The organism is Psychrobacter sp. PAMC 21119 (genome assembly GCF_000247495.1).
Taxonomy (GTDB): Bacteria; Pseudomonadota; Gammaproteobacteria; order Pseudomonadales; family Moraxellaceae; genus Psychrobacter; species Psychrobacter glaciei.
The window spans coordinates 1-25321 of sequence record NZ_AHVZ01000033.1 but is presented as its reverse complement, the minus strand read 5'-3'; the positions used below and the strand labels follow the sequence as shown (position 1 = coordinate 25321).

The window sequence follows — 25321 nt, the reverse complement described above, 5'->3', positions numbered from 1 at the left end:
AAAATAGTATGTCCTGCCTCTTCAAGAAGTACTTTGGTATCAAGCCGTTTGTGGAAGGTGGCATTGTCCATGACAATAACACTATTCTTGGGTAGTTCAGGTACTAACAGTTGTGTCACCCAACTGTGAAAGAGATTGCTATCGATGCTACAGTCATAAAGCCCGACCGCGAATAGTTGGTTGTTACGAATGGCACCAATGGCATTGGTCTGATTTTTTAACTGCCAATTATATTCACCAAAGCACTTTTGACCTTTGTAGCAATAGCCGTGAGGTCTATTGTCATGAGACTTAAAGCCACTCTCATCTAGGTAGATGACGGGTCTATCTTGGTCTTCAAATTGATGCAATTGCTCAAGGAATACGCGCCTTAATTCGATATCTGCTTTTGGATGATTAAGTGTCTTTTTTTTGAGAAATACCCAGTCTTTTTAAGGCCATACCAATGCCTCTTGGACTACAACTAAGCCTGATAGCACGCTCATGATGATAGCTGTCAGGATAGGTAGCCACATCTTCTATCAGTTTTTGGTTGTCAATTTTTAAGGGACGAAAAACACGTTGCTTGCGCTTAGGGTTTTTCTTCCAACGTTGTATAGTCGCTGGGCTAAGTTGATATTCTGCTGCAAGTTCTCGAAAGCTATCACCTTCCTCAAGCTTGCTTAGTATCATTTGTCTGTAATCTTCTGAGTATGCCATTTGATTAGTGTACTTGTTCTATTTTGCTTTTACTATAGTATCTCACTTTAGACAGAAAAAACGTACACAATCAGTGAGTATACGTAAGGTGCTGGCTATAATTCACCTGAAAACTGATAGCGATCACCAGCATGCCACATTTTTACAAAAGTAACGACTTGGCCTGCCGAGTAGGTCTGGCGACGCAATACGAGCGTCGGTGACTGCGGGGCAATTTGTAGTGCACTTGCTACTTCATCAAATGCCGCTAATGCTCGAATAGTATAGTTGCCGCGCTCTAGTGGACTTTTGGCAATCAAATAATCACTGGTATTGACCACACTAAAATCTTGATCAATGAACGCTGGTACTTTTGCCGCATCTACCCAGCGCTCTTCGAACTGTATGGGCTGACCATCTGCAAAGTGAATGATTTTTACCTCGTATAAAACAGCTACTTCGTGTTCAATGCGGTCATCATCCTTATCAATACCAAATTTACGCCGTAATTCATCGTCCAACATAGCGGCAGTTAGCGTGCGCTTACTCACTACTTGTGCCTGATAATCGCGATTGGCAGATTTTAAATCCTGCGCAATATTACGCACTTCCACAAACGTATGATTGAACTGCTGCTGCGCGACAAACGTTCCCGACCCCTGCCGACGCTCTAATACCCGCTCTTCGCTCAGCTCTTTTAGCGCGCGGTTGACCGTCATTCGCGACACACCAAACTCTGCTGCCAGTGCCATTTCTGTCGAAATCGCATTACCCGCTTGCCATTTACCAGAATGAATGTTGTCTAATATGGCGTTTTTTATACGTTGATACGCCGGAATCATTTTTGTCATGTTCGCCTTTAACCGTCAGTTTCACCAATGAGAATAGCGTCATAATATCACGAGATACCCTCATGAACGTCAGCAAAACCACATGACACCTACCTATCTACCAAAATGCGCACAAAAATAATTGAGTTATTTATAAAAACTTCTTGCATGAAAAAAGTATCTTTGATAATTTGTATATACAACTTTACAGCAGCATAAACAATCTGCTTTATCTACTCGATATTTTGCTGTGTTTATAGTCTGACTGTAAAACACTTACTTTGATTACTGTATCGCCCTATTCGCTATCACAAGGATATGATCATGACGACTGACCATGAAACCAACAAAGAGACTAAGCTGACCCGCCGTGACGAAAGCCGCGAAATCGCTGCGCCTACTGGCAGCACCCTACATTGCAAAAGCTGGCTGACTGAAGCCCCTTATCGTATGCTGCAAAACAACTTGCATCCTGATGTGGCGGAAAACCCAAAAAGCCTTGTGGTATACGGTGGTATCGGACGCGCAGCACGCAACTGGGAAAGCTATGATCAGATCTTAGAATCGCTAAAAGAATTAGAAGATGACGAGACGTTGCTAGTACAGTCTGGCAAACCAGTAGGCGTGTTTCAAACACATGAAAATGCACCACGGGTCTTAATTGCCAATTCCAACCTTGTGCCGCGCTGGGCAACGTGGGAGCACTTTAACGAGCTAGATCGCAAAGACTTAATGATGTATGGCCAAATGACCGCGGGTAGCTGGATTTATATCGGCACTCAAGGCATCGTGCAAGGTACGTATGAGACTTTTGTGGAAGCAGGTCGTCAGCATTATGATGGTAGCTGGGCAGGTCGTTGGATTTTGACCGCTGGTCTTGGCGGTATGGGTGGCGCACAGCCATTAGCAGCGACTTTCGCAGGTGCGACATCTCTTAACATCGAATGCCAGCAGTCTAGTATCGATTTCCGCTTGCGTACCGGTTATGTCGACAAACAAGCCGATGATGTTGACCACGCTTATAAATTGATTAAACAACATACCGACGCGGGTGAAGCTGTCTCTATCGCCCTACTTGGTAATGCGGCAGATATCTTGCCTGAGATGGTTAAGCGTGCTCACGATGGTGGCATGAAGCCTGACTTGGTGACCGATCAAACCTCGGCGCATGACTTGATCAATGGCTATCTGCCAAGTGGCTGGACAGTGGAAGCATGGAAAGCCGCGCAAGAAGATTCAGAGCAACATGCAGCATTAACCAAAGCCGCCGCTCAGTCTTGTGCCGTACACGTACAGGCGATGCTAGACTTGCAGGCAATGGACATTCCAACGACCGATTATGGTAATAATATCCGTCAGGTGGCTTTTGATGAAGGCGTTAAAGATGCCTTTAATTTCCCAGGTTTTGTCCCCGCTTATATTCGTCCGCTGTTCTGCCAAGGCAAAGGCCCCTTCCGCTGGGTGGCGCTGTCAGGTGATCCAGAAGATATCTATAAGACAGATCAAAAAATCAAAGAGCTGTTCCCTGAAAACACTCATATCCATCGCTGGCTCGATATGGCAAAAGAGCGCATTCAGTTTCAGGGTTTGCCTGCCCGTATCTGCTGGTTAGGATTGGGTGAGCGTGACAAAGCAGGGCTCGCATTCAATGAAATGGTCAAAAACGGCGAGTTAAAAGGCCCTATCGTCATCGGCCGCGACCACTTGGACACAGGCTCAGTGGCTAGTCCAAATCGCGAAACGGAAAGCATGAAAGACGGCTCAGATGCGGTATCTGACTGGGCATTATTGAATGGTATGCTCAACGTAGCAGGCGGCGCGACTTGGGTATCACTACATCATGGCGGCGGCGTTGGCATGGGCTACTCGCAGCACTCAGGCATGGTCATCGTCGCAGACGGTACTGATGCTGCTGCCAAACGCTTGGCGCGGGTACTGGTCAATGATTGCGGCTCAGGGGTTATGCGTCACGCCGATGCAGGTTATGAGCTAGCGATCAAAACAGCGAAAGATTATGGTCTGAATCTGCCGATGATTAAGTAGCCTGTCAAGCACATTTTATCAAGGAGGATAATATGATTGAGCAAAATACGACATCCAGTCTGAACGATGAAAACGCGACGACATCGTCAAAAAAACTACTATCAACCCCTATCGCTTTAATACAGCTTATCGTATTCAGTGCGATCGGTTTGGTGATGTTCTTCGTGCCATTTACCATTGGTGAAAAAAGCACGATTTTGTTCGATCATGGCGCGACCTATCTGGTCACTCAGCAGCATACCCTATCTGTGACGCTATTGTTTTTACTCATGCTCTATGGGGTAAGTAAGCCATTTATCGATGGCTCATGGCGCAAAAATATCACTCACATGATTATGACTGCTTTTAAAATCATGGGTCTTATATTGGCAGTGATGTATGTGGCTGACGTAGCGCCTGCCTTTATGATGGAAAAGGACATGCTGCCGTTTCTGTTTGAAAAATTGGCATTACCCGTTGGTATGATTGTGCCAATTGGAGCGTTGATATTGGCATTCTTGGTTGGTTTTGGCTTACTAGAAATGGTTGGTGTACTTATGCAGCCGATTATGAAACCTATTTGGAAAACCCCAGGTTCATCAGCGATTGATGCCGTCGCATCCTTTGTTGGTAGCTACTCTATCGGGCTGCTCATTACTAATCGTGTCTACTTGCAAAAGCAATATTCAGCGCGCGAAGCCATTATCATTGCGACTGGATTTTCGACCGTATCGGCAGCATTTATGGTCATTGTTGCCAAAACGCTTGGTCTGATGGAGTTTTGGAATTTATTCTTTTGGTCTACGCTAGTGATTACCTTTATCGTCACTGCGATTACTGCTCGTCTTCCACCCATTAGCCTTGTTGATGATAGCGTTGAACGTCCCGCTTTAGACCATAAAGGTGGTACACGGCTAGCAGCTGCGTTTGATTTGGGTTTGTCTACTTCGCGCCATGCCACTGACCTCAAGCAAATATTATGGTCTAACTTTCGTGATGGTCTGACGATGGCGGCTGCTATCGTGCCATCTATCATCGCTGTCGGCTTAACAGGATTGCTATTAGCAAAATATACGCCCGTATTCGATGCGTTGGGATTATTGCTCTACCCCTTTACATGGATTGGTGGTCTGCCTGAGCCGCTCGTCGCTGCCAAAGGCATGTCAGCGGGATTGGCTGAAATGTTCTTGCCAGCACTGCTCCTCAGTGAGGCTGATATACTGACTCGCTATGTTGCAGGGGTCATCTCTATTAGCAGCGTGTTGTTTTTCTCTGCCATGATTCCTTGTGTGCTTGCCACTGAAATACCATTATCTGTCGGCAAAATGGTCATCATCTGGTTTGAGCGTGTGGTACTCAGTATTTTATTGGCTGCCGCATTCGGACATCTAGCCATGTACTTCAACTGGATTGGCTAAAAAAACAAATTTAATAACAAGTATTATGTTAACTAAAAACATTTAAAAAACGTCATTTCAACAAAGACATGAATCAAAAATAATATAACCCCTATGACTATACAACTAGGATTACCCCTATGAACGATATCAAAAAATTAACGCTACACCCTCGCCAGCTTAGCTTTAAGATGCTACGTGATATCTATGAGCAGCCTGTCATATTGACACTGCCCGAGAGTGCTTATAAGGCCATCGATGCCTCACATGAAGATGTGCGTACGATTATTGCCCGAGACAAAAGCGCATATGGTATCAATACTGGTTTTGGCCTATTAGCAAAGACGCGTATCAGTGATGACCAACTTGAGCTACTTCAGCGCAACTTGATCGTTTCTCACTCAGTAGGTACTGGTGAAGCGTTACCAGACGGCGTGGTGCGACTGATTATGGTGATGAAAGTGGCCAGCCTAGCGCAAGGGGTATCAGGCGTACGCCGCGAGGTAGTGGACAGCTTACTTGCCTTAATCAATAATCAAATCACGCCAAACATTCCGGCAAAAGGCTCTGTTGGTGCCTCTGGTGATTTAGCGCCTTTATCACACATGACGCTTGCAATGATGGGTGAAGGCGATGTGTTTGTAGCTGGCGAAAAAGTGCCTGCAGCAGACGCGCTAGCACAGCATGGACTTGAGCCAATTACCCTAGCAGCCAAAGAAGGCCTCGCACTTATCAACGGCACGCAAGTCTCAACCGCATTGGCATTACGGGGTTATTTCTTAGCGCGTGACTTGCTGGAGACAGCGACTATCGTTGGCTCCCTGTCAATTGATGCGGCCAAAGGATCGGACTCACCATTTGATGCGCGTATTCACGAAGTACGTGGGCATCATGGTCAAATTGAAATCGCCAAAGCACATCGTCAATTAATCAAAGGCAGTGCCATTCGTGCCTCACATGATGGTGAGCAAGACGATAGAGTGCAAGACCCTTACTGCCTGCGCTGCCAACCACAGGTTATGGGTGCCTGTCTTGATATCATCAACCAAGCAGGGAAAACGCTACTAATCGAATCCAATGCTGTGACCGACAACCCACTTATTTTTAATAATGAAGATGGCCCAGTCGCTATTTCAGGTGGTAACTTCCATGCTGAGCCAGTCGCTTTTGCCGCTGATATTTTAGCCTTGGCAATCGCCGAGATTGGATCTATGTCTGAGCGCCGTGTGGCCTTGCTGATCGATGCGACACTGTCAGGTGGCTTACCGCCATTCTTGGTTGATAACGCTGGAGTAAACTCAGGTTTTATGATCGCCCATGTGACCGCAGCCGCGCTGGCATCAGAAAATAAATCTATCGCCCATCCTGGTAGCGTCGATAGCATCCCAACCTCAGCCAACCAAGAAGATCATGTGTCAATGGCCACCTATTGCGCGCGTCGCCTATATGAGATGGCACAGAATACTGCCACCATTATCGGTATTGAGCTATTGGCTGCCGGTCAAGGGATTGATTTTCATCGCGGATTAGACACCTCAGAGCCTTTAACAGTGGCACATCAGAAACTACGTGAGCAAGTGACTTTCTATGACAAAGATCGCTATCTAGCCCCTGATATCGAAGCAGCTAAGCAGTTGGTATTAGACGGTACGCTTGCCGAACATTGGCAGTCACTACGCAGCGATTGGTACGAGTCTAAATAAATATTAATGGGCGGAGAACAGCGATGACAATAGCGAGAACAACAGCAACGACTACCACTCACATTGGCCACACCCCTGCTGATATGACCCAATGGACAGGGCGCGCCGAGCCATTTGAAACTGCCCGCGCCCGCTACTGGTATCAGCTCGCTCAGCCTTACTCGTTTGATAGTATCGGCCAGCGTATTGGGCTAATTGGCTTTGCGTGCGATCAAGGGGTTAGGCGCAATCAAGGCCGCGTGGGTGCACGAGCTGCCCCGCCGCTGATTCGCCGAGCGTTTGCGGCGCTGCCAGTGATTGCGCCATTGCAAACACGCTATGATAATCAACTGGCAACATTGCTAGGTGATGCTGGCGATATCTATTGTCACGACGATGATGACTTTGCCACGAATACTCTTGAACAAGCTCAGATTAAATATGCTGAGGAAGTGAGCGCTATCGTCAAGCAAGGCGGTTTGCCTATCGGATTGGGCGGTGATCATGCCATCGCTTACGGCAGCTTTTTAGGGTTATGGCAGGCTTTAGAAAGTCAAAACGATACAACTATCAGCACACATACAGCACCTACTATCGGAATTATTAATTTTGATGCCCACCTTGATATTCGTCAGTCTGATGTAGCGACCTCTGGGACACCGTTTCGCCAAATTGCCGAGCACCTTGATGCACATGGTCAGCCCTTTCATTATTGCTGTATTGGCGTCAGTCGGTTCTCTAACACGGCGGCGCTTTTCGATCGCGCTGAGCAATTGGGTGTGCATGTTATCAGTGATGAAGACTGTCATTATCAGCCTTGGGACACGCTTGCTGAGCAGGTCAAAAGCTTTATCGATAAGGTCGATATCATGTATCTGACTATCGATATGGACTGCTTCTCTGCCAGTGTTGTGCCCGGTGTGAGTGCCCCAGCTGCTTATGGTATTGAGCTGGGTTTCGTTGAGCGCATGGTAAAAACTATCATGGTATCGGGCAAGGTAAAAATGGTAGACATTGCCGAGATTAATCCTGCCTTTGATATTGATGGGCGTAGCTGCAAGGTCGCTGGTCGATTGCTGGCCACTATTATAGAACAGCATTTACTTGTCGCTTAGGTCTTACACACCAAGATCTTACAAACACACGTCACTCGCCTCCCAATAATTAGGAGCATATTATGAATGAATCAGAGAATTCTAAGAATAAGACAATCGATGCATCTATTATGACATCGTTTGATCACCTTATTATCAATGCCAACATTGCGACGTTTTCTGCGCATTATGGTTTTGATATGTATGAAAACGAAGATGCTGATAGCGTCCCATACGGCCAGTTAGAGAACGCGGCTATCGGTATTAAAAACGGCAAAATCGCTTGGATTGGTGCACAGGATCAAATCACTGCTCATCTGCCTAATTATCAAGATGCTCAAATAACAGATATAAATGGTAAATGGATCACCCCGGGGCTTATCGATTGCCATACGCATATCGTCTATGGTGGCAACCGCAGCAATGAGTTCGAAGCGCGATTGCAAGGTGACAGTTATCAAGACATTGCTGCACAAGGCGGCGGTATCGTTGCGACGGTTAGTGCCACCCGCGCCGCTAGTATTGAGTCGTTATTTGCACAAAGTGAAAAACGCTTAATAGCACTCATGAAAGAGGGCGTCACCAGCATCGAAATCAAGTCTGGTTATGGCTTAGACTTAGACACGGAACGCAAAATGCTCACGGTCGCTCGCCAACTGGGAGAGAAATACGATATTCATGTGAGCACTACTTATCTAGCAGCACATGCCCTACCACCTGAATACAAGTCTCACATGCAGGACCGCACAGACGAATACATCGAGCAAGTCTGCGAGTGGCTACCCATCTTGCATTCAGAAGGCTTAGTCGATGCGGTCGATGGCTTTTGTGAAAACATTGCCTTTAGTAGCGATCAAATCAGACGCGTTTTTGAGGTGGCACGCTCATTAAACCTACCAGTCAAACTGCACTCTGAGCAATTATCTGACATAGGTGGCAGTGCCTTGGTTGCCGAATATAAAGGGCTATCAAGCGACCATTTAGAGCATTTATCAGAAGACGACATCAAAAAAATGGCGGCCAGTGATACGGTTGCAGTTCTATTGCCCGGTGCATTTTATACCCTGCGGGATACCAAATTGCCACCGATTGAGGCATTACGTAGACACCAAGTACCTATCGCAATTTCAACCGACTGCAATCCTGGCACCTCACCGCTTACCTCATTATTGCTTGCGATGAACATGGGCTGTACGCTGTTTTACTTAACGACTGAAGAAGTACTGGCAGGCTCAACCGTTTATGCAGCACAAGCGCTGGGACTGTCTAATAAAGGCAAAATAGAGATTGGCTGTGATGCAGATTTGGTCTTATGGGATATCGCCCGCCCTGCGGATTTGGCTTATCAGATGGGACTAAACCCTATTAACGGCATTATGATTCAAGGCAAGTGGCGTGAGACGGTATAGCGAACTTATCTAAATACTCACACTAAAAAAGCCCCAGTCATTCAATGATTGGGGCTTTACTATTCATAAGAATCAACAAGTCCTTATCCTATGCTAATTTCAAAAATTTGAGTAGAAAAGAAAGCGAGTAGAAAGACTATAGTCAAAGAAATCTAAAACAGCTACAAGGTAGCCGACCGCAGATTGTACATATCGTACTTCTAGGGAGGGTAACACCGTAGCGGTTTAGTAGTTCGCTGACTATAAATCTAACCTGAGATAAATTTTAATAATATAACTAGGGCGTGTTGAACATTCACAAATAGGCACTGCTGATTGCGAAAACTGTTCTAGACAAGGCGTAAAACGACGGTAATGCTCATGCCTTAACTAGGTTTACAACGCAGTATAGGACAGTTTTCGCATCAGCTCGAAGAGACAGGATTATTTTTTGCCATTTCATGGTTAAAAGTAGACGCTTAGAATGACTAAACTTACTGTTTTTAACGTCGAACTGTCTAAAAAATAGTCTATGTCAGTGCCATGGTCGAATGTTCAACACGCCCTAATTTCATCTTAAGCAACTTTATCAAAAACCTAGGCTAAGCAATTGTTCTCTATCAGATTTCTCATAAAAACTATGAATTAAAGGATTATTAGTCAAAGATTAATGAAAAAAACCTCAATATTTCCAATTTAAATAGGAGGTTCCTATATCAATATTATTAGTAAGGAATTATAATGCCTTTCTTAAAACAAGGATATTTTTGGCTAACTATAGTTCATAAATAAAAAACCAATAACCAGTACAGAGAAAGCGATATGCGTACAGATTCATTTCAACAGATATTGGAAGACTTAAACAGCTCATCAGCAGATGTTGAAGCATCTGCCCTAATCTCTAATGATGGTCTGATGATTGCTTCAGCTCTACCAACCGGCGTTGATGAAGACCGTGTTGGTGCTATGTCAGCGGCATTACTATCATTAGGCGACCGTGCAGGACGCGAATTGGCACGTGGTAGTATCGATCGAATCATGATTCAAGGCGAAAAAGGCTATGTAATTATGACATCGTCAGGCGATGAAGCAGTACTCACCATCATGGCAAAACCTAATGCCAAGCTTGGCTTGATATTCTTGGATATTAAGCGCGCCTCAGAAGCCCTTGCAAAACTCATTTGATACGTAGCTTTAGCTTTTGATAAGCACCATATTTGTTCGCTTTTAATTATTATAAACATAGTCGGTTAAATATAATTTGGATACAAGGAAGCCGAGTGAAAGTACTACAAGTAGTAGACTAAGCAAGGCTGACACCGTATCCAATTTATAGAGGATTGACTACATAACGACCAATGAAGGAGATGACCATGGGTTCTCCAATCCCTGACGCACATAAGCCCGATATGCCTGCTGAGCAAATCATCCTGACCTATCATGATGGCACGTCGCGAACTGTCTATGATACTGGTATAGAACGTCCCTATCCGGATGGCAAACTGATTGTCTCGCGCACCGATTTAGACGGTATTATTACTCACGTCAACGATGCCTTCGTCGAGATCAGTGGCTATCATGTGGATGAGCTAATTGGCCAGCAGCACTATATCTTGCGTCATCCTGATATGCCAAAAGCCGCTTATAAAGACCTATGGGATACCGCTGAGTCTGGACAAAAATGGCATGGTTATGTCAAAAATTTATGCAAAGACGGCAGTCATTATTGGGTCTATGCCACTGTCGTGCCCAATGTTCGTCGCGGCGAAACCGTAGGCTACACCTCGGTACGCCGTAAGCCATCACGCAGTAAAATCGAAGCGGCAATGGCTCAGTATGCCCAAATGAAACAAGATGAGGAAGGCTAAATCATGACGACACACAATATGTTAATCGCCCCTGATTTTTCGCCTGAGCGCTTTGCAGGCTGGCACATGTTCAATACGCTGATTCAAAAGCGTGCCAACCTAAATATGCACCTCAATATACCTGCATCACATGTTGAACAAGAAGCATTGATCCATGCCGGTGATATTCAAATTATCTATGCCAATCCTTTTGATGCAGCCACCCTCATCCGTGAGCAAGGCTATCGAGCCGTTGCGCGCCCTATCGGTAAGTCTGATGAAATGGTCATTGCGGCAGCAGCCAATAGCGATATCGACCGCTTAGAAGATATCCATGCGGGTGCTACTGTCGCGATGGCAGACAACCGTGACGTAAAGCTGATTGGCTTACGTTTGCTAGAGGCCGTCGATATAGAAGAATCCGATCTCAACTGGGATGTGACTGAGACCTACCAAGCAGCCGCCCGAAAAGTCATTAAAGGCGATGCTCAAGTGGCATTTTTCTTAGCGGAGATCTTCCACAGCTTCTCACGCTTAACCAAAACTCAGCTATCCGTCCTCATTGAAAGTGATTTGGCAGATATCAGCCATGTGCTCCTGATCAAAGAAGATTTTCCAGATACGCAAATCTTTATAGAAGCGATTCTTAATTTGCATGACGATGACGATGGTAAAAAAGCCTTGGCCGAACTTGGTATGCCTCAAGGGTTTGAGGCAATGAGTGAAGAAGATGCTGAATTTATGATTGATTTGATGCAGACGTTACTTGACTGATTGCTCATTAGCTTTATTGATATCGGGCTTTGTTTTGCAGAATTAAGCCATAGCTTGTTGCATCGCGCCGCTATCACTGAAGCTAAGATCGTCATGATAATGGCTATGATAAGAGGGTACTATTATGTCTGACTCAGACCTGATCAAAGAAAATGAAAGAGTCGCACACCGAGTGTTTCGGTTTTATTCGCGCAAGGTGTTTTTGGCACCCAACAACCGCCACTTTCATGAGCAGCGCATCAATGCCGCATTACTCCTCACTGAAAAAGAACCGCTACAGGGCGCTGTTGCCGACTTTTTTTATGGCTGCTGGTTTGATATTCCGTACGATGTAAATAATCTATTTACTCGTATTAAAGATCGTCTATATCCTCATGTCCAGCAAGGCTTTCGCGATTGTATTGATAAAAAAAGGTATATTCAGCGCAATAGTATGCTCGCGACCCGCTGGAGCGTTTTGATATCCCCTTCTCTAAATGAGCAAAAACAACGGCTGCGTATCAGCAGCGATGATGCCAAAGAAATCGCTAAAGACATCACCACGGAGCTGATGCAAGCGCGTGATGACAAAGATTGGGGCACGATTGAGCAAATCGAAAATGAGTTTTTTGCCCACTGTATCGCGCGCAATGATCGTTTGGCATTTTCCTTAGTATGGTTTCGCTTGGGCAAAAGTGATTGGCAGTTCGATACGCGTTGGGATAATTGCCAACAGCACCTTGATCAAACTATAGCCAAATCCATATAAATCCGCTACATCGTCATCCTCGCTAAGCATATTAATGTATAACTTGCGCTCAGTTTCCTTGTATCGAAATTATTTGAATTCAACGACATGAAAGCCTAATTTGTCACTTATTAATCACTTTCATCATAATGGTAGTTACTATGTCTTCTTATTTAAATGCTGATAAAACCTATCTAACCTTAACACCCGCTGGTATTTTTGAAGCGTTTTCACAAAATGAACCAACTGATGAGCAGTTGGCATTACAAGACTTGTTGTCTTATGGACAAACACTGCTCGCTGCTGATTGGCTTCAGCGTTATTCTGACACGTGGCTACAGAGTTTTATAGAACATGGCTGGATTGAAAAGTTATCTTTGTTTTTACCAGCACCTAACTTACCATTAGATCAGTTTTTGCCGTATGTTGTGGCGAGCTTATCTGGTAAACGCCGTGCAGCAATCGGCTCCGATGAAGGGTTTTGTCTGGCTCGGATTGGCTACAGTCAAGAAGAAGCGGACATGCTCAGTGTCGCAGCCGCTGATTTTTCAGGCTTTATGCTCCGCCAAAAGCAAAGAGGCTGGGCAGTAGAAAGCCAAGCCATCTCGTTTTTTCAGCAAGTTGACTTGCTCATTCCTGAGACCAGCTTTGTGTTTTTATGGATAGATAATGCTGGCTACGTTCTCATCATCGATGGCGAACCTTTGACCAATAGCCGCGCCTTTGTAGAGCTGGTATGGGCACTAAAAACCTCTGGACTAAGATTTCTTAATTAATTCAGTTGAACCAATCGATATACTGCTCAACATCGATCTTTCACACTAAAATAATACTCAGTGCGCTTATATCAAATTAAGCGCACTGCCGTCTCTTACACCAACTCTTCTCATGCCATTCATTTTTCTACGGCTTTCTAATTCTAGTCAATTTCACACAGTAATAAGAATACCCTCAGAATTAACAACAACTTGTCAACGTTTAGGTCATACTCCTCTCACGCATGTAAGATATTTTCTTACCGCTGTTTAAGTTTCCATAAAACCCTAGCTTCTACAAAATATAAAGCCTCCAAGATTTAAATCACCTCGTCCAATGTCCTACCTTACTGAAAGTGGCAACCTCTGCCAAACTTTGCATTCTTGCTTATTTTTAGGACAGTTTATGACTTCGCTGACCACTGTGCGCGTGCGTTATCAAACGATTGAAATTGGCAACACCGATATCCATATTTGCACCCTGCGCGACAACCAACAATTTAGCGACCCTGACGATGAAGCGTTGAATTTGGGCATTTGCTCGGCTTCTTGGCCGATGTTTGGGGTGATATGGCCGTCAAGCTTGGTACTGGCCAATCACATGCTCGATTACGATATTGCAGGCAAACGTATTTTGGAAGTTGGCTGCGGTATGGCGCTCTCTAGTCTGCTACTCAATCACAGACATGCTGACATCACAGCGACCGATTATCATCCAACAGTTGAGTATTTCCTTGATAGGAATACCACGCTGAATAATAACAAAGAGATCAATTTTGAGCGTTTAGACTGGGCAGAAGACAATAGCCATCTTGGCAAGTTTGATATGATTATCGGCAGCGACTTGCTCTACGAAGATCAGCACATCGATATACTGGCCGAGTTCATTGACCGTCATGCTATGCCAACCTGCGAGGTCATCGTGGTCGATCCTGGGCGCGGTCGCAAAAATAAGCTGACCAATAAAATGACTGAGTTTGGCTTTAGTAGTCAACATGTTAAACCTGAGAATACTACTTATCTAGACTTGCCATTTAAAGGGCATATTCTAACGTTTTCGCGGATTGAGACTGGTCAAAACGAATAAACAATACAGAGTCATTTTATAGTAAGTTTTCTATATATTTTCCCACTGCTGACGAGATATCTTGTACAACACATGCTCAGCAAGCGGGTGAGTAGACTTGAGCGCAGGATGATAGAAATTGTCTTGCGTATCCGTCATACTAATGCGCTGCATGATCAGTTGCGAGCGCTTGTTAATGACCGCCGTAAATGAAACCACTTCCTCAAGCCCCAGCTCAGTAAAGGCAAAATTCAAAGACGCACGGGCAGCTTCAGTAGCGTACCCTTGTCCCCAATAGTCACTATGTAATCGCCATGCAATCTCAACCGCAGGGGCAAACGACATATTCGCATGCGTATCGTTTAATCCAACAAACCCGATAAAGCCACCGCTATTTTCTTCATCAACTTTTAGGCTAACTGCCCAAAGCCCCCAGCCATTATCTGCAATAAGCTGATGGCACTTATTGGCGATGATATTGCTTACTTTAGGGGTCAATAACTTAGGAAAGTATTCCATCACTTCTGGATCAGCGTTCATTTCAGCAAAGGTCGCAAAGTCGCTTGCTTGCCACTGTCTGAGGTAGAGGCGTTCAGTTTCTATCGTATGTATGATTTGATTCTCTCGCATTTCGTTGTTTAAAATAAATTATATGAGTGAGATTACTCATCAAGCCAGCCTTGCTGTTTTGCATATGCTAGCTGCTCAGGCGTATCAATGTCATAGCTAAGTTGATCATTATCGACCCTCCCTATTTGATCAGTGGGCAATCCTCTGATTAGGTTACGAAGCCCTTTATCGCCTATCAATTCTGACTGCCACTGTCTAAGCAGTTTATAGTTAATTGCTAAAGGTAGACCTATGATATCAGATGCACCTTTATGCAGACTTTGGTGTTTTTCTAAAGATTGCCAGCTGTGATAGTGACTGGCCACTACCGTCTGCTTGCCCGCTAGCAAAGCCGTTAAATGTGGCTCATCTAGTAACACTTGATCCACTCCCATGATGAGCACTCGATTGATTGACGGATTTTCAAAACTAGCGATGGTCTCAATACCCAAACTTAAACTATGCGCCATACCTGTGTCAGGTTGTGAATTCACCACTATTTGAACCGATGGGTGTTGATCAGCTAGATCCGTAATCGCACTGACAATCAAACGACGATTATCAGGAATAACGACAACGATGATCTGTGGGTTGGTGCTAAGTGCCAGTCGGGCCATGTAAGTAATTAACGGCTCGCCATGCTTAACGAGCAGCTGTTTGGGTTGACCGAGACGCTGACTGAGTCCACTTGCCAAGATGATGACTGCATGGTTTTGCGTCTGACGTTCAGTGTCTTCTATAGAAGTCCGGCTGTTCATACGACACTCAGCACAATATCAGCATCACTACTCGTCTCTGCTATATCTGAGCAGTGATTCTTTGAAAATTCTACTGGTGCAGTTTGATTGTGCATGACCGCATTTATCTCTGCCATGATACCGAGCGCGAGCGCCTCAGGGCCATCTCCACCAAGCTTGTAGCCAATCGGATAATACAACTTATGGATACCAGCCTCTAAAATAGTGGGATTGCTAAGGTTCATGCTAATTTCATCAATTAACCGTTCAGTACGATAGCGCGGCCCCAACTGTCCTAAATATCTGTAATTTTGTGCATGCGCTAGCAATATAGCCAAACGAGCGCGGTCTTGGGTTAGACTGTGTGACATCAAAGCAACTGCTGCATTATTGCTTAGCTTAAGCAAAGTCTCGCTGTCATCTAGATGTAGCGACATTACAACATCCGCTTGAGGAAAACGCATGCGCGTCGCATATTGCGCGCGACTGTCGATGACTGTCACATGCCAGTCCTGTAGCTTGGCCATGGTCACCAGTGGCATCACATCGTTACCCGCCCCGCAAATCAATAAACGCACTTGTGGTTGCAATCGTTGCACGAGCCACTCTGTTGTTGCCTCACCGTTTTCCACTATCACATATTCGGCATTTTTATCAGACAGCTTATATTTTGCTAACTCTTCTACAGTATTGGTAAGTATGCTTGAAAACGCTGTTTTCCCTTGTGCAGAAACACTTCCCAAACTGCGATATTCATCTAAATTAATCCTCATCCCAGTTCGCAAATTATCACCGTTTTGCGATATAGAGTCTTGATGCTGATAGTCGTTAGCACGAATTAAAGTCGCTACAGTAATTGGCTGCTGAGTACGTCGAACATTATAGATTGTCTCTAACAATGGCTTTGCTATCGTTAGTCGCTCAAATAATACATGCACTCGCCCATTACAGCCCAATCCAAAATTTAATTCATCAAAGTCCGCATCATCTAAATCGCTATCTGGCTCGTCATATATATCAGACTTAGTTACTTTAGCGCCTGTTTGCACTTGGCCATCATCAGCATATTCAATGTCATCACCCGTCTGATAGATTTGCACATTGGCACCGTCACGAGTAAGCCAAAAGGCACGTTTGATAATATGCGGTTCCAAGCAGCCTCCACTAATCATCCCAACTGAGCGACTATCCTCACAGATAAGCATCATCGCGCCAGCACGGCGATACGCTGAGCCCTCGGTACGTACGACCGTTGCCAATACAGCATCAACGCCCTGTTGCTGAGCTTCACGTGCCAGCTTAAGAATGTCAGTGATTTGATTCATAACACCTCTTATTTACTACTTGACGATACTGCTGATTGAGTTGTAAAAACCCGCTCATTAAGCGGGTTCCTGTCATACACATAGCTTACAAAAATTACTCTGGCATCTCGTAAAGCAGCTTGTCGAGCGTAATCGGAAAATCATAGACACGTACACCAACGGCATTGTAGACAGCATTAGCAATCGCTGCGGCAGCACCTGCAATAGCGGTCTCACCGATACCTTTAATGTGCATTGGGTTGGTATAAGGGTCATCCTCTTCGACCAATATCACATCCAACTGCGGGACATCTGCATTAACTGGCACATGGTACTCAGCGAGGTCATGATTACATAGGCGACCATCACGTTTATCGTGGATGACCTCTTCCATCAACGCTGAACCAATACCGAATACCATGCCGCCATAGCATTGCGACGTTGCTGTTTTATGATTAAGAATACGACCTGCAGCAAATGCACCTGTCATACGTTTCACTCGAATCTCGCCCGTGACTTTATGAACGGCTACTTCAGCGAAGTTTGCACCAAAAGAGGACTGACGATAATTTTTACCATTTGTACCTGGCTTTATCTGTCCTTTGGCACTGACCTTTTGCTCATCATATCCAGCGACTACATCTGCAAGCGCATAAGACTCTGCATTCTCAAAATCATATTTTTCTGACTCTGACTGCTCTTCTAATACGTGCTCTGATAATGAAATTCCTGTGGTTGCTGATAGCTTATCAATAGTATTATCAGCAAATGCTTGGCTACTCTCTTTGACTGCCTCTATAGCAGTTAGATCGTGCTTGCCTACTTGCTTAATTTGACCATTATCTAGCTGAATCGTATCAGGGTATAGACCCACTTTTTCTGCTAACATCTCACGCAGCTGTTCACAAGCGAGATAGACACCACTACCTGCACTCGCAGCGCCCCAACTACCACCTGAACCTGATGCAGGTGGTAAGGCACTATCACCTAATTTCATCTCGATATGGTCAATAGGTAGTCCTAGTAAATCTGCCGCTACCTGAGAAAACACAGTATAAGACCCTGTACCGATATCGGTCATGTCTGTCTCAATGACTGCTTTGACACCGAGTGCTTTTGACTTATCGATTTGCAGGGTTGCGCGCGCTTCAGAAGGCTGTAATTGGTTCCCACGTGCTGCCGCAGCCATGCCCGTTCCTATCCACCAGTCACCTTCTAATTGACTGGCAGGCTTTGCGTTGCGCTGACTCCAACCGAACTGTTCAGCACCTTGCTCCATACAAGCAATCAGCTGCCGTGACGAAAACGGAATGTCTTTACTAGGATCTTTTTCAGGCTCATTACGGCGACGCAGCTCGATAGGATCAATGTCTAATTGTGAAGCCAATTCATCCATTGCACATTCAACGGCAATCATGCCAACTGCCTCACCAGGCGCCCGCATCGAGCCTGATAGCACTTGGTTCATGTCTACCATTTCATAGTTTACACGGCGGTTTTTACCGCGATATAAGTAATGGGTAGACAAAGCCGTTGGTTCAAAGAATGCTTCGTCTGGCAAATTGCTAGAAATAGTATCGTGAATCAACGTATCGATAACGCCGTCCTTGTCGCAGCCAATCGCAATGCGCTGACGAGTGTTTGAGCGTCTGACTGTCGCTTCCATCACTTGTGGACGCGTCATGGTAATCAATACTGGACGACCAAGCTCTTTTGAAGCGATCGCAGCGGCAATAGATTCAGGGGCGATACCTAGCTTACTACCGAACCCGCCACCGACATAATGCGCGATTAGCTGAACTTGGTCTTTGTTTAAGTTTAAGGCGTCCATGACTTGCTGCTTACAAGACGCGAGCATTTGGTTGGCAGTATAAAGAATGAGCTTGTCTTCCTCCCAATGCGCCAATGTCACATGTGGCTCCATGGCAGAGCTGTTTTGACTTGGCGTATGGTAAAAGCGATCGAGCGTCACATCAGAGTCAGTAAGTCCTTGTTCTGGATCGCCTTGGACATAGTTTTTGTCAGAGCCTTTTTTTTCATCGACTGCATGGGCGTTAGACAGCTCTTTAGTAAAATTCAATGCCGCTTGGTCAGTCTCATCTTTATAAGTAACTTTAAGCGCATTTGCCCCTTCTGTTGCTGCTTCAAAGGTTTCAGCGATTACCACAGCGATAGGTTGACCATGATAAAAAATCTCAGTTGCTCCCTGCTTCGGCGCTTTTTTTAACCCACCTTGCTGAGAGTTGCGTAAAAAGTGCTTAGGGTCTGTGACAACCTTGATAATATTAGGAATGCCGTCTAAAGAACTGCTATCAATGTTCTCGACTTGACCTTTGGCAATGGTCGCACCGACCAAAACACCGTAGGCTTTATTATCTAAGTGGATTTCCGCACTATAATGCGCTTGACCGCTAACCTTTAACGAGCCATCAACACGGTTGATTGGCTTACCGACCAGTTTGCTCGCCGTTTTGCTAAACAGAGACTCGACAGGCTCATCCATGGTCATTTTTTTGGTCGGTTCTGACTGAGTAATTGATTCAAATAATGACATGATTATGCTCCCTTGCCCGCTAGTGCGCGCTGAATGACTTGTTTTAGTAGGCGACGCGTCAACGGTATCTTAAAGTCGTTTTGACCATTACCTTTGGCATCATGCAATAACAGATCGGCGGCTTGCGCGATAACATCGCTATTACCATCGGTACCCGTTAACAGTGCCTCAACTTCTTCGTTACGCCATGGCTCAGTACCGATGCCACCAAATGCCAATCGTACCGTTTTCAGATTGCCGTTATCATCAGCATCTATCACTGCTGCACAGGATACGAGTGCAAATGCATAAGAGGCGCGATCTCGCACTTTGTCATAAGTATGTATACCCTTGATAGGTGCAGGTAATACAACGTGAGTGATTAGCTCGCCTGCTTCCAATACATTTTCGATATGCGGCGTATCTTTTGGCAGGCAATAAAAATCTTTTACATCGATAGCGCGAGTCGAGCCATCCGCCTTAACTGTTTCGATAGTGGCATCCAGCAATCGCATCGCTACTGCCATGTCAGATGGATGCTGAGCAATACAGGCATCGCTCGTACCTAAAATAGCCAGCGTACGGTTTTCACCATTGATAGCAGGACAACCAGTCCCCGGTTCACGTTTGTTGCAAGCACTGTCTGTTTGATAAAAATAATAACAACGAGTACGCTGTAAGAAATTGCCACCAGTCGTCGCTTTATTACGTAGCTGACCTGTCGCACCTGCCAAAATCGCTCGGGACAATACAGGATAATTTGCAATAACGTCAGGATGTGCTGCCAAGTCACTATTGGTCACAAGCGTGCCAATACGTAAGCCACCATCCGCGGTGGTTTCAACTTGTTCTAGCTCTAGACGAGTGATATCGACCAGTTTGATGGGTGTCTCAATCTCTAACTTCATCAAATCTAATAAGTTGGTACCGCCTGCAATAAAGGCAGCATCTTTGGCACTCGCAGATGTCGCGGCTTGCTGTGGTGCATCAGCACGGCTGTATTCAAAGCGTTTCATAAGCGACCTCCTATCGTACCAGTTGCTGTCTGATCATTTACCATCTTATTATTTGCGGAGGCTTTACCAAGTTGCGCCTCGCTAGGCGGTGGTGACCAGATACCTGTTACGCTTGGATTTTGCGCAGTATTGTCAGTTATTTGAGTACTAGACTCTGATAATTGACTCTCCAGCACTTGCGAGATGGCTTTAATAATATTGGGATAAGCAGAACAGCGGCATATATTGCCGCTCATGCGCTCAGCGATTTCTTGTACAAGGAGACCGTCAGGATGTTGCAAGTCTGTGCTCACATGACTTGGCCAATTTTGCTTTATCTCTTCTATTAATGCGGTCGCTGAGCAAATCTGACCGGGGGTGCAATATCCGCACTGAAAGGCGTCATTGTCTTTAAAGGCTTGTTGCAATGCTGATAATGAATCTGGCATCCCAATGCCTTCAATCGTTGTGATTTCATCACCATCATGCATGACGGCAAGTGTCAGACAAGAATTAACCCGTCGTCCATTAATGAGCATCGTACAAGCCCCGCATTGACCATGGTCACAGCCTTTTTTGGGTCCGGTGATTCGTAAGTGCTGACGACAGACGTCGAGCAGTGTCGTACGGGCGTCAAGATTATCGAGCTGATAATCCTGTTTATTGATTGTTAAGGTCAAAGTAGACATGCTGGCTTCTCGCTGGCAGATGAACATGATGGAATGGTGAAATACGCTTCAAAACAAGAGCGTTAATAAATTTATTATGACGTATGAAAAAAGTTGTTTTGTTTTTACTTTGTAGTTATTACAGTGTAGTTTTTAATCATAGGTAGTTTTTAATCATAGAGAGTGTCGAGACGTGAGTGATGCTGCTAACGGGTATCTTATTTATAATAATGACTCTTTTTTCCATTGGCCAGTCTTCTACATTCGTCAGTAGCCAGTCTTCTACATTCGTCAGTAGACAATCAAACAAGTTTTAAATGTGTTCGGTAAAACCTTCAATATAGTCATTATCCTTTTATGAGTCATATTTTTGGTGGCCGTTACAAATTGGCTATATATCTTCACAATTCATTGTTGAGCAATCACTCAAATTTGTTTATAGTGGTTGCAGTTGATTCACTTAGAGAAGATTGACATGTTAAATTGAGTATTCACTCAAATTGACTTATCCTTTTTAAGAGATCTGATTTCAGGTATCTAATCTAAGAAATCTAAGCTACAACACTTTAAAAACAACCTAACAACTATTTATTTTAAGGATTTTGTATGACCGAATTTACATTACACGACAAAGAAAGCGCACCAGCAGAGAGCAAAGACTTACTAGACGTTTCTATCAAAGCATTTGGCATGGTTCCAAACTTGCATGCTGTGATGGCTGAAGCGCCTGGATTGCTTGAAGGCTATCAACGTCTACATCAGTTGTTTTTGGACAGCAGTTTCGATGACGAAGAAGTCACCGTTGTCTGGCAAACCATCAACGTCGAACATGCTTGTCATTATTGCGTACCTGCACATACTGGTATCGCCAAAAGCATGAAAGTGGATGATGCTATTACCGAAGCATTGCGTAATGAAACTACACTACCGACTGAGAAATTAGAAGCGCTACGTAACTTTACACTCTCTGTAATCCGTGGTCGCGGTAACGTAGATGATGCTGCTGTACAAGCATTCTTGGATGCTGGCTTTACCAAACGCCAAATCCTAGAAGTGATTCTTGCTGCGGCGCAAAAGGTGATGAGTAACTACACCAACCATCTTGCCAACACGCCAATCGACAAGCCATTCCAGAAATTTGAATGGCACAAAGCAGACTAACGAAACCACCAATTTGGGGTTGTAATGACCCCTCTGGTGTTTTTATACTGCTGTAAGAGAGACTGCTGTTCGAAAACAATCGAGCAGCAGTTTTTTGAGTTAAAATCTTATTGAATAAGACGGTAGTTATAGTCAAAGTATCCTAAAAACGCTACGGTATTGCTGATATCAATTTTTTGTCGCCTCTGTCTGCAAAGGCACAGCAAGCAAGAAAAATTGATATCAGTAGTGCGTGATGTATCGATATTACTTTTCACTGACTATAATTACCATCATAAATACCAAAATCATGAATAACAAACTTGTAAATAACGAGAGGTCATATGAAAAATATCGAGAAGCCCCTACGCATAGATATCGTATCAGATGTCGTTTGTCCTTGGTGCGTCGTTGGTTATAGACAGTTGGCTGAAGCACTCAAGCAAACCAATACCGAGTACGAAATTCATTGGCATCCGTTCGAGCTAAACCCTAATATGCCAAGCGAAGGTCAAAATTTTCGGGAGCATATTGCCGAAAAGTATGGCTCAACCAAGCAAGAGTCTGACGCTAGCCGAGCAAGAATGACGGAAGCTGGTAGTGAAGTTGGTTTTGAGTTCAACTTTAGTGATGACATGCGCATGCACAACACCTTTAACTTGCACCAGCTTTTACATTGGGCGCATCAGCAAGGTCGCATGCATGAGTTAAAGCAAGCATTGTTCACCGCCCACTTTACCAATGGCAGAAACATCTCTGATCATTCCGTACTCGCCGATATTGCGTCGGAGACTGGACTCGATCGTAGCGAGGCGCTAGCAGTACTGGAAGACCAACGTTTTGCTAAAGAAGTACGTGCCGCTGAGCAACATTGGCAGCAGCAAGGTATTCAAAGCGTACCTGCGGTGATATTCAATGAGCGTCATTTGGTTAGCGGTGCTCAAGGGGTGGAGAACTTCACGAGTATCTTGCAGCAGTTGGCTGACATGCCAGACTAGTTTTTATTAGCTCTTACATTGACTCTTAATAAAGGAATCTCTTATGTCTTCTGAGCATTCACTTTCGATTATCGTATTTGACGTCAATGAGACGCTACTCGATATTGATACCCTCGCGCCTTTATTTTCTCGCTTATTTGATAATGAAAAAATACTGAGAGAATGGTTTGCCCAATTGGTGCTTTATTCTCAAACCATGACCTTATCCGGTCTCTATACACCCTTTGGCGAACTTGGCGTCGCTGCCTTACAGATGACGGCTGATATTCATAGTTTCACGCTAACAAAAAGCGATATCGATGAGTTAAAAGAGCGTATGAGCAACATGCCAGCCCACCCTGATGCGGTGCCAGCGTTAACCAAGCTAACTGAAGCAGGGTTTCGACTGGTGACGTTGACCAACTCAGCGAGCAGTCCATCTCCAACACCATTAGAAAAAGCAGGACTAAGTCAGTTTTTTGAGCAGCATTTCAGCGTTGAGACTGTTGGCAAGTTCAAGCCTGCACCTGAAACCTATCAGATGGTAGCCAAAGAGTTGTCCGTTGAAGTGTCAGAGTTGTGTTTGGTCGCCTGTCACCTTTGGGATACCATCGGCGCGCAAGCGGCTGGCTGCCACGCTGCGTTTCTCACGCGACCTTATAATGCGTTGCTATCAGCGTCGAATGTTCCCACACCTGATTTTATAGCATCCGATTTAGGTACGCTTACCGATCAGATTATTCTTAATAATCAGAGCAAATAACCCTTCTGATTTTTAGCAATAAAACAAAAAATGCCGCTTCTACTAATAGAAGCGGCATTTTTATGAATGCTATGACACGATATTCACTTTAAAACTAGGGCGTGTTGAACATTCGACCATGGCACTGACAGAGACTATTTTTTAGACAGTTCGACGTTAAAACAGTAAGTTTAGTCATTCTAAGCGTCTATTTTTAACCATGAAATGGCAAAAAATAGACCTGTCTCTTCGAGCTAATGCGAAAACTGCCCTATGCTGCGTTGTAAACCTAGTTAAGGCATGAGCATTACCGTCGTTTTACGCCTTGTCTAGAACAGTTTTCGCAATCAGCAGTGCCTATTTGTGAATGTTCAACACGCCCTAATATAGTCAGTGAAAAGTAATATCGATACATCACGCACTACTGATATCAATTTTTCTTGCTTGCTGTGCCTTTGCAGACAGAGGCTACAAAAAACTGATATCAGCAGTATCGTAGCGTTTTTGGAATATTTTGACTATATTTCAAGATTAACTTCTAAAAATGAATAACCGTACGAATACTCTCGCCTTTATGCATCAAGTCAAACGCTTCGTTGATGTCTTCTAATGGCATGGTATGGGTAATGAAGTCTTGTAGTGGGATTTCGCCCGCTAGATAGCGCTCAACATAACCTGGCAATTCCGTACGACCTTTCACGCCGCCAAATGCTGAACCTTTCCAGACTCGACCAGTCACTAACTGGAACGGACGGGTTGAAATTTCTTTACCTGCACCAGCCACGCCGATAATAACCGACTCGCCCCAGCCTTTATGGCAGCACTCTAGCGCGGAACGCATCACATCGACGTTACCGATACGTTCAAACGAATAATCAACGCCGCCATCGGTTAGCTCGACGATGACTTCCTGAATTGGTTTGTCATAATCTTTTGGATTAATGCAGTCAGTTGCGCCCAGTTTTTGGCCAGCTCAAATTTGCTCTCGTTGATATCAACCGCAATGATACGGCTGGCTTTTGCCATCGCAGCACCAATCACTGCTGACAGACCAATACCGCCCATGCCAAAGATAGCGACCGTAGCACCTTCTTCGACTTTTGCAGTGTTCATGACCGCGCCCATACCAGTGGTGACGCCACAGCCAAACAAGCAAACTTCTTCTAATGGCGCTTCTTTATTGACTTTAGCCAATGAAATCTCTGGCAAGACCGTATATTCAGAAAAAGTTGAGCAACCCATATAATGGTAAATTGGCTGACCATCTTTATAAAACGCGTTGTGCCGTCTGGCATAAGACCTTTACCTTGAGTCTCGCGCACTGCTGAGTCATAGGTTGGTTTTACCCGAAAGGCA

23 protein-coding genes and 1 pseudogene are annotated in these 25321 nt (G+C 44.8%); 14 read left to right on the top strand and 10 right to left on the bottom strand.

Annotated features, from left to right (window positions below; all coding sequences use genetic code 11):
- The 3 genes from RH96_RS11380 to RH96_RS11370 all read right to left on the bottom strand — a co-directional run.
- On the bottom strand, positions 1 to 350 hold a 350-nt coding region (locus RH96_RS11380), incomplete at its 3' end, for a transposase (protein ID WP_010200372.1).
- Positions 351 to 396: 46 nt separating this feature from the next.
- Complete coding sequence (locus RH96_RS11375) at positions 397 to 699, bottom strand: IS630 transposase-related protein (protein WP_010195977.1); 303 nt, start codon at positions 697 to 699, stop codon at positions 397 to 399.
- Between the two features lie 95 nt (positions 700 to 794).
- Complete coding sequence (locus tag RH96_RS11370; protein WP_010201051.1) at positions 795 to 1520, bottom strand: UTRA domain-containing protein; 726 nt, start codon at positions 1518 to 1520, stop codon at positions 795 to 797.
- Between the two features lie 312 nt (positions 1521 to 1832).
- On the opposite strand from RH96_RS11370, the gene hutU reads away from it, so the two are divergent.
- The 11 genes from hutU to RH96_RS11315 all read left to right on the top strand — a co-directional run bounded on the left by hutU (position 1833) and on the right by RH96_RS11315 (position 14281).
- Entirely contained in the window at positions 1833 to 3551 is a 1719-nt protein-coding gene (gene hutU / locus RH96_RS11365) for a urocanate hydratase (RefSeq protein WP_010201049.1), read from the top strand.
- Between the two features lie 32 nt (positions 3552 to 3583).
- Positions 3584 to 4948, top strand: a complete 1365-nt coding sequence (locus RH96_RS11360) for a YjiH family protein (protein WP_010201047.1) — start codon at positions 3584 to 3586, stop codon at positions 4946 to 4948.
- A 119-nt stretch (positions 4949 to 5067) separates the two neighbouring features.
- Complete coding sequence (gene hutH / locus RH96_RS11355; RefSeq protein WP_010201045.1) at positions 5068 to 6630, top strand: histidine ammonia-lyase; 1563 nt, start codon at positions 5068 to 5070, stop codon at positions 6628 to 6630.
- A 23-nt stretch (positions 6631 to 6653) separates the two neighbouring features.
- Positions 6654 to 7724, top strand: a complete 1071-nt coding sequence (gene hutG / locus RH96_RS11350) for a formimidoylglutamase (protein WP_010201044.1) — start codon at positions 6654 to 6656, stop codon at positions 7722 to 7724.
- A 62-nt stretch (positions 7725 to 7786) separates the two neighbouring features.
- On the top strand, positions 7787 to 9112 hold the full coding sequence (gene hutI, locus RH96_RS11345; RefSeq protein ID WP_010201042.1) for an imidazolonepropionase: 1326 nt from the start codon (positions 7787 to 7789) through the stop codon (positions 9110 to 9112).
- 801 nt (positions 9113 to 9913) lie between these two features.
- Entirely contained in the window at positions 9914 to 10276 is a 363-nt protein-coding gene (locus RH96_RS11340; RefSeq protein WP_010201036.1) for a roadblock/LC7 domain-containing protein, read from the top strand.
- 188 nt (positions 10277 to 10464) lie between these two features.
- Positions 10465 to 10959 carry a PAS domain-containing protein gene (locus RH96_RS11335; RefSeq protein WP_010201035.1) on the top strand — a complete coding sequence of 165 codons (495 nt, stop codon included), beginning with the start codon at positions 10465 to 10467 and terminating at the stop codon, positions 10957 to 10959.
- Between the two features lie 3 nt (positions 10960 to 10962).
- The gene (locus RH96_RS11330; protein WP_010201033.1) at positions 10963 to 11712 is read left to right on the top strand and encodes a PhnD/SsuA/transferrin family substrate-binding protein; all 750 of its coding nucleotides are present in this window, start codon (positions 10963 to 10965) and stop codon (positions 11710 to 11712) included.
- 124 nt (positions 11713 to 11836) lie between these two features.
- Positions 11837 to 12460, top strand: coding sequence for a hypothetical protein (locus tag RH96_RS11325; protein WP_010201032.1), 624 nt, complete (start codon positions 11837 to 11839; stop codon positions 12458 to 12460).
- 140 nt (positions 12461 to 12600) lie between these two features.
- On the top strand, positions 12601 to 13215 hold the full coding sequence (locus RH96_RS11320) for a hypothetical protein (RefSeq protein ID WP_010201030.1): 615 nt from the start codon (positions 12601 to 12603) through the stop codon (positions 13213 to 13215).
- A gap of 385 nt (positions 13216 to 13600) precedes the next feature.
- Complete coding sequence (locus tag RH96_RS11315) at positions 13601 to 14281, top strand: class I SAM-dependent methyltransferase (RefSeq protein ID WP_010201027.1); 681 nt, start codon at positions 13601 to 13603, stop codon at positions 14279 to 14281.
- Positions 14282 to 14311: 30 nt separating this feature from the next.
- On the opposite strand, the gene RH96_RS11310 is transcribed toward RH96_RS11315, so the two are convergent.
- The 6 genes from RH96_RS11310 to RH96_RS11285 form a co-directional block, all read right to left on the bottom strand.
- Positions 14312 to 14890, bottom strand: a complete 579-nt coding sequence (locus RH96_RS11310; protein ID WP_010201026.1) for a GNAT family N-acetyltransferase — start codon at positions 14888 to 14890, stop codon at positions 14312 to 14314.
- A gap of 32 nt (positions 14891 to 14922) precedes the next feature.
- Positions 14923 to 15627, bottom strand: coding sequence for a nucleotidyltransferase family protein (locus RH96_RS11305; protein WP_010201025.1), 705 nt, complete (start codon positions 15625 to 15627; stop codon positions 14923 to 14925).
- On the bottom strand, positions 15624 to 16931 hold the full coding sequence (locus RH96_RS11300; RefSeq protein ID WP_010201024.1) for an XdhC family protein: 1308 nt from the start codon (positions 16929 to 16931) through the stop codon (positions 15624 to 15626). Before RH96_RS11300 ends, RH96_RS11305 begins: the two co-directional genes overlap by 4 nt.
- Positions 16932 to 17025: 94 nt before the next feature.
- Positions 17026 to 19464: a xanthine dehydrogenase family protein molybdopterin-binding subunit gene (locus tag RH96_RS11295; protein ID WP_010201023.1), complete on the bottom strand. Its 2439-nt coding sequence runs from the start codon at positions 19462 to 19464 to the stop codon at positions 17026 to 17028.
- A 2-nt stretch (positions 19465 to 19466) separates the two neighbouring features.
- A complete protein-coding gene (locus RH96_RS11290; RefSeq protein WP_010201021.1) occupies positions 19467 to 20459 on the bottom strand; it encodes an FAD binding domain-containing protein in 993 nt (330 codons plus the stop codon).
- Positions 20456 to 21127, bottom strand: a complete 672-nt coding sequence (locus RH96_RS11285) for a 2Fe-2S iron-sulfur cluster-binding protein (RefSeq protein WP_010201020.1) — start codon at positions 21125 to 21127, stop codon at positions 20456 to 20458. Before RH96_RS11285 ends, RH96_RS11290 begins: the two co-directional genes overlap by 4 nt.
- A 585-nt stretch (positions 21128 to 21712) precedes the next feature.
- Between RH96_RS11285 and RH96_RS11280 the strand changes: the two genes are divergently transcribed.
- The 3 genes from RH96_RS11280 to RH96_RS11270 all read left to right on the top strand — a co-directional run bounded on the left by RH96_RS11280 (position 21713) and on the right by RH96_RS11270 (position 23986).
- Positions 21713 to 22267 (top strand): carboxymuconolactone decarboxylase family protein, encoded by a 555-nt coding sequence (locus RH96_RS11280; RefSeq protein ID WP_010201019.1) that lies wholly within the window; start codon positions 21713 to 21715, stop codon positions 22265 to 22267.
- Between the two features lie 323 nt (positions 22268 to 22590).
- Complete coding sequence (locus RH96_RS11275; protein WP_010201018.1) at positions 22591 to 23244, top strand: DsbA family oxidoreductase; 654 nt, start codon at positions 22591 to 22593, stop codon at positions 23242 to 23244.
- A 43-nt stretch (positions 23245 to 23287) separates the two neighbouring features.
- Complete coding sequence (locus RH96_RS11270) at positions 23288 to 23986, top strand: haloacid dehalogenase type II (protein WP_010201017.1); 699 nt, start codon at positions 23288 to 23290, stop codon at positions 23984 to 23986.
- A gap of 517 nt (positions 23987 to 24503) precedes the next feature.
- Here RH96_RS11270 and RH96_RS11265 read toward each other — a convergent pair.
- A pseudogene (locus RH96_RS11265) lies at positions 24504 to 25321 on the bottom strand (S-(hydroxymethyl)glutathione dehydrogenase/class III alcohol dehydrogenase); the annotation flags it as partial.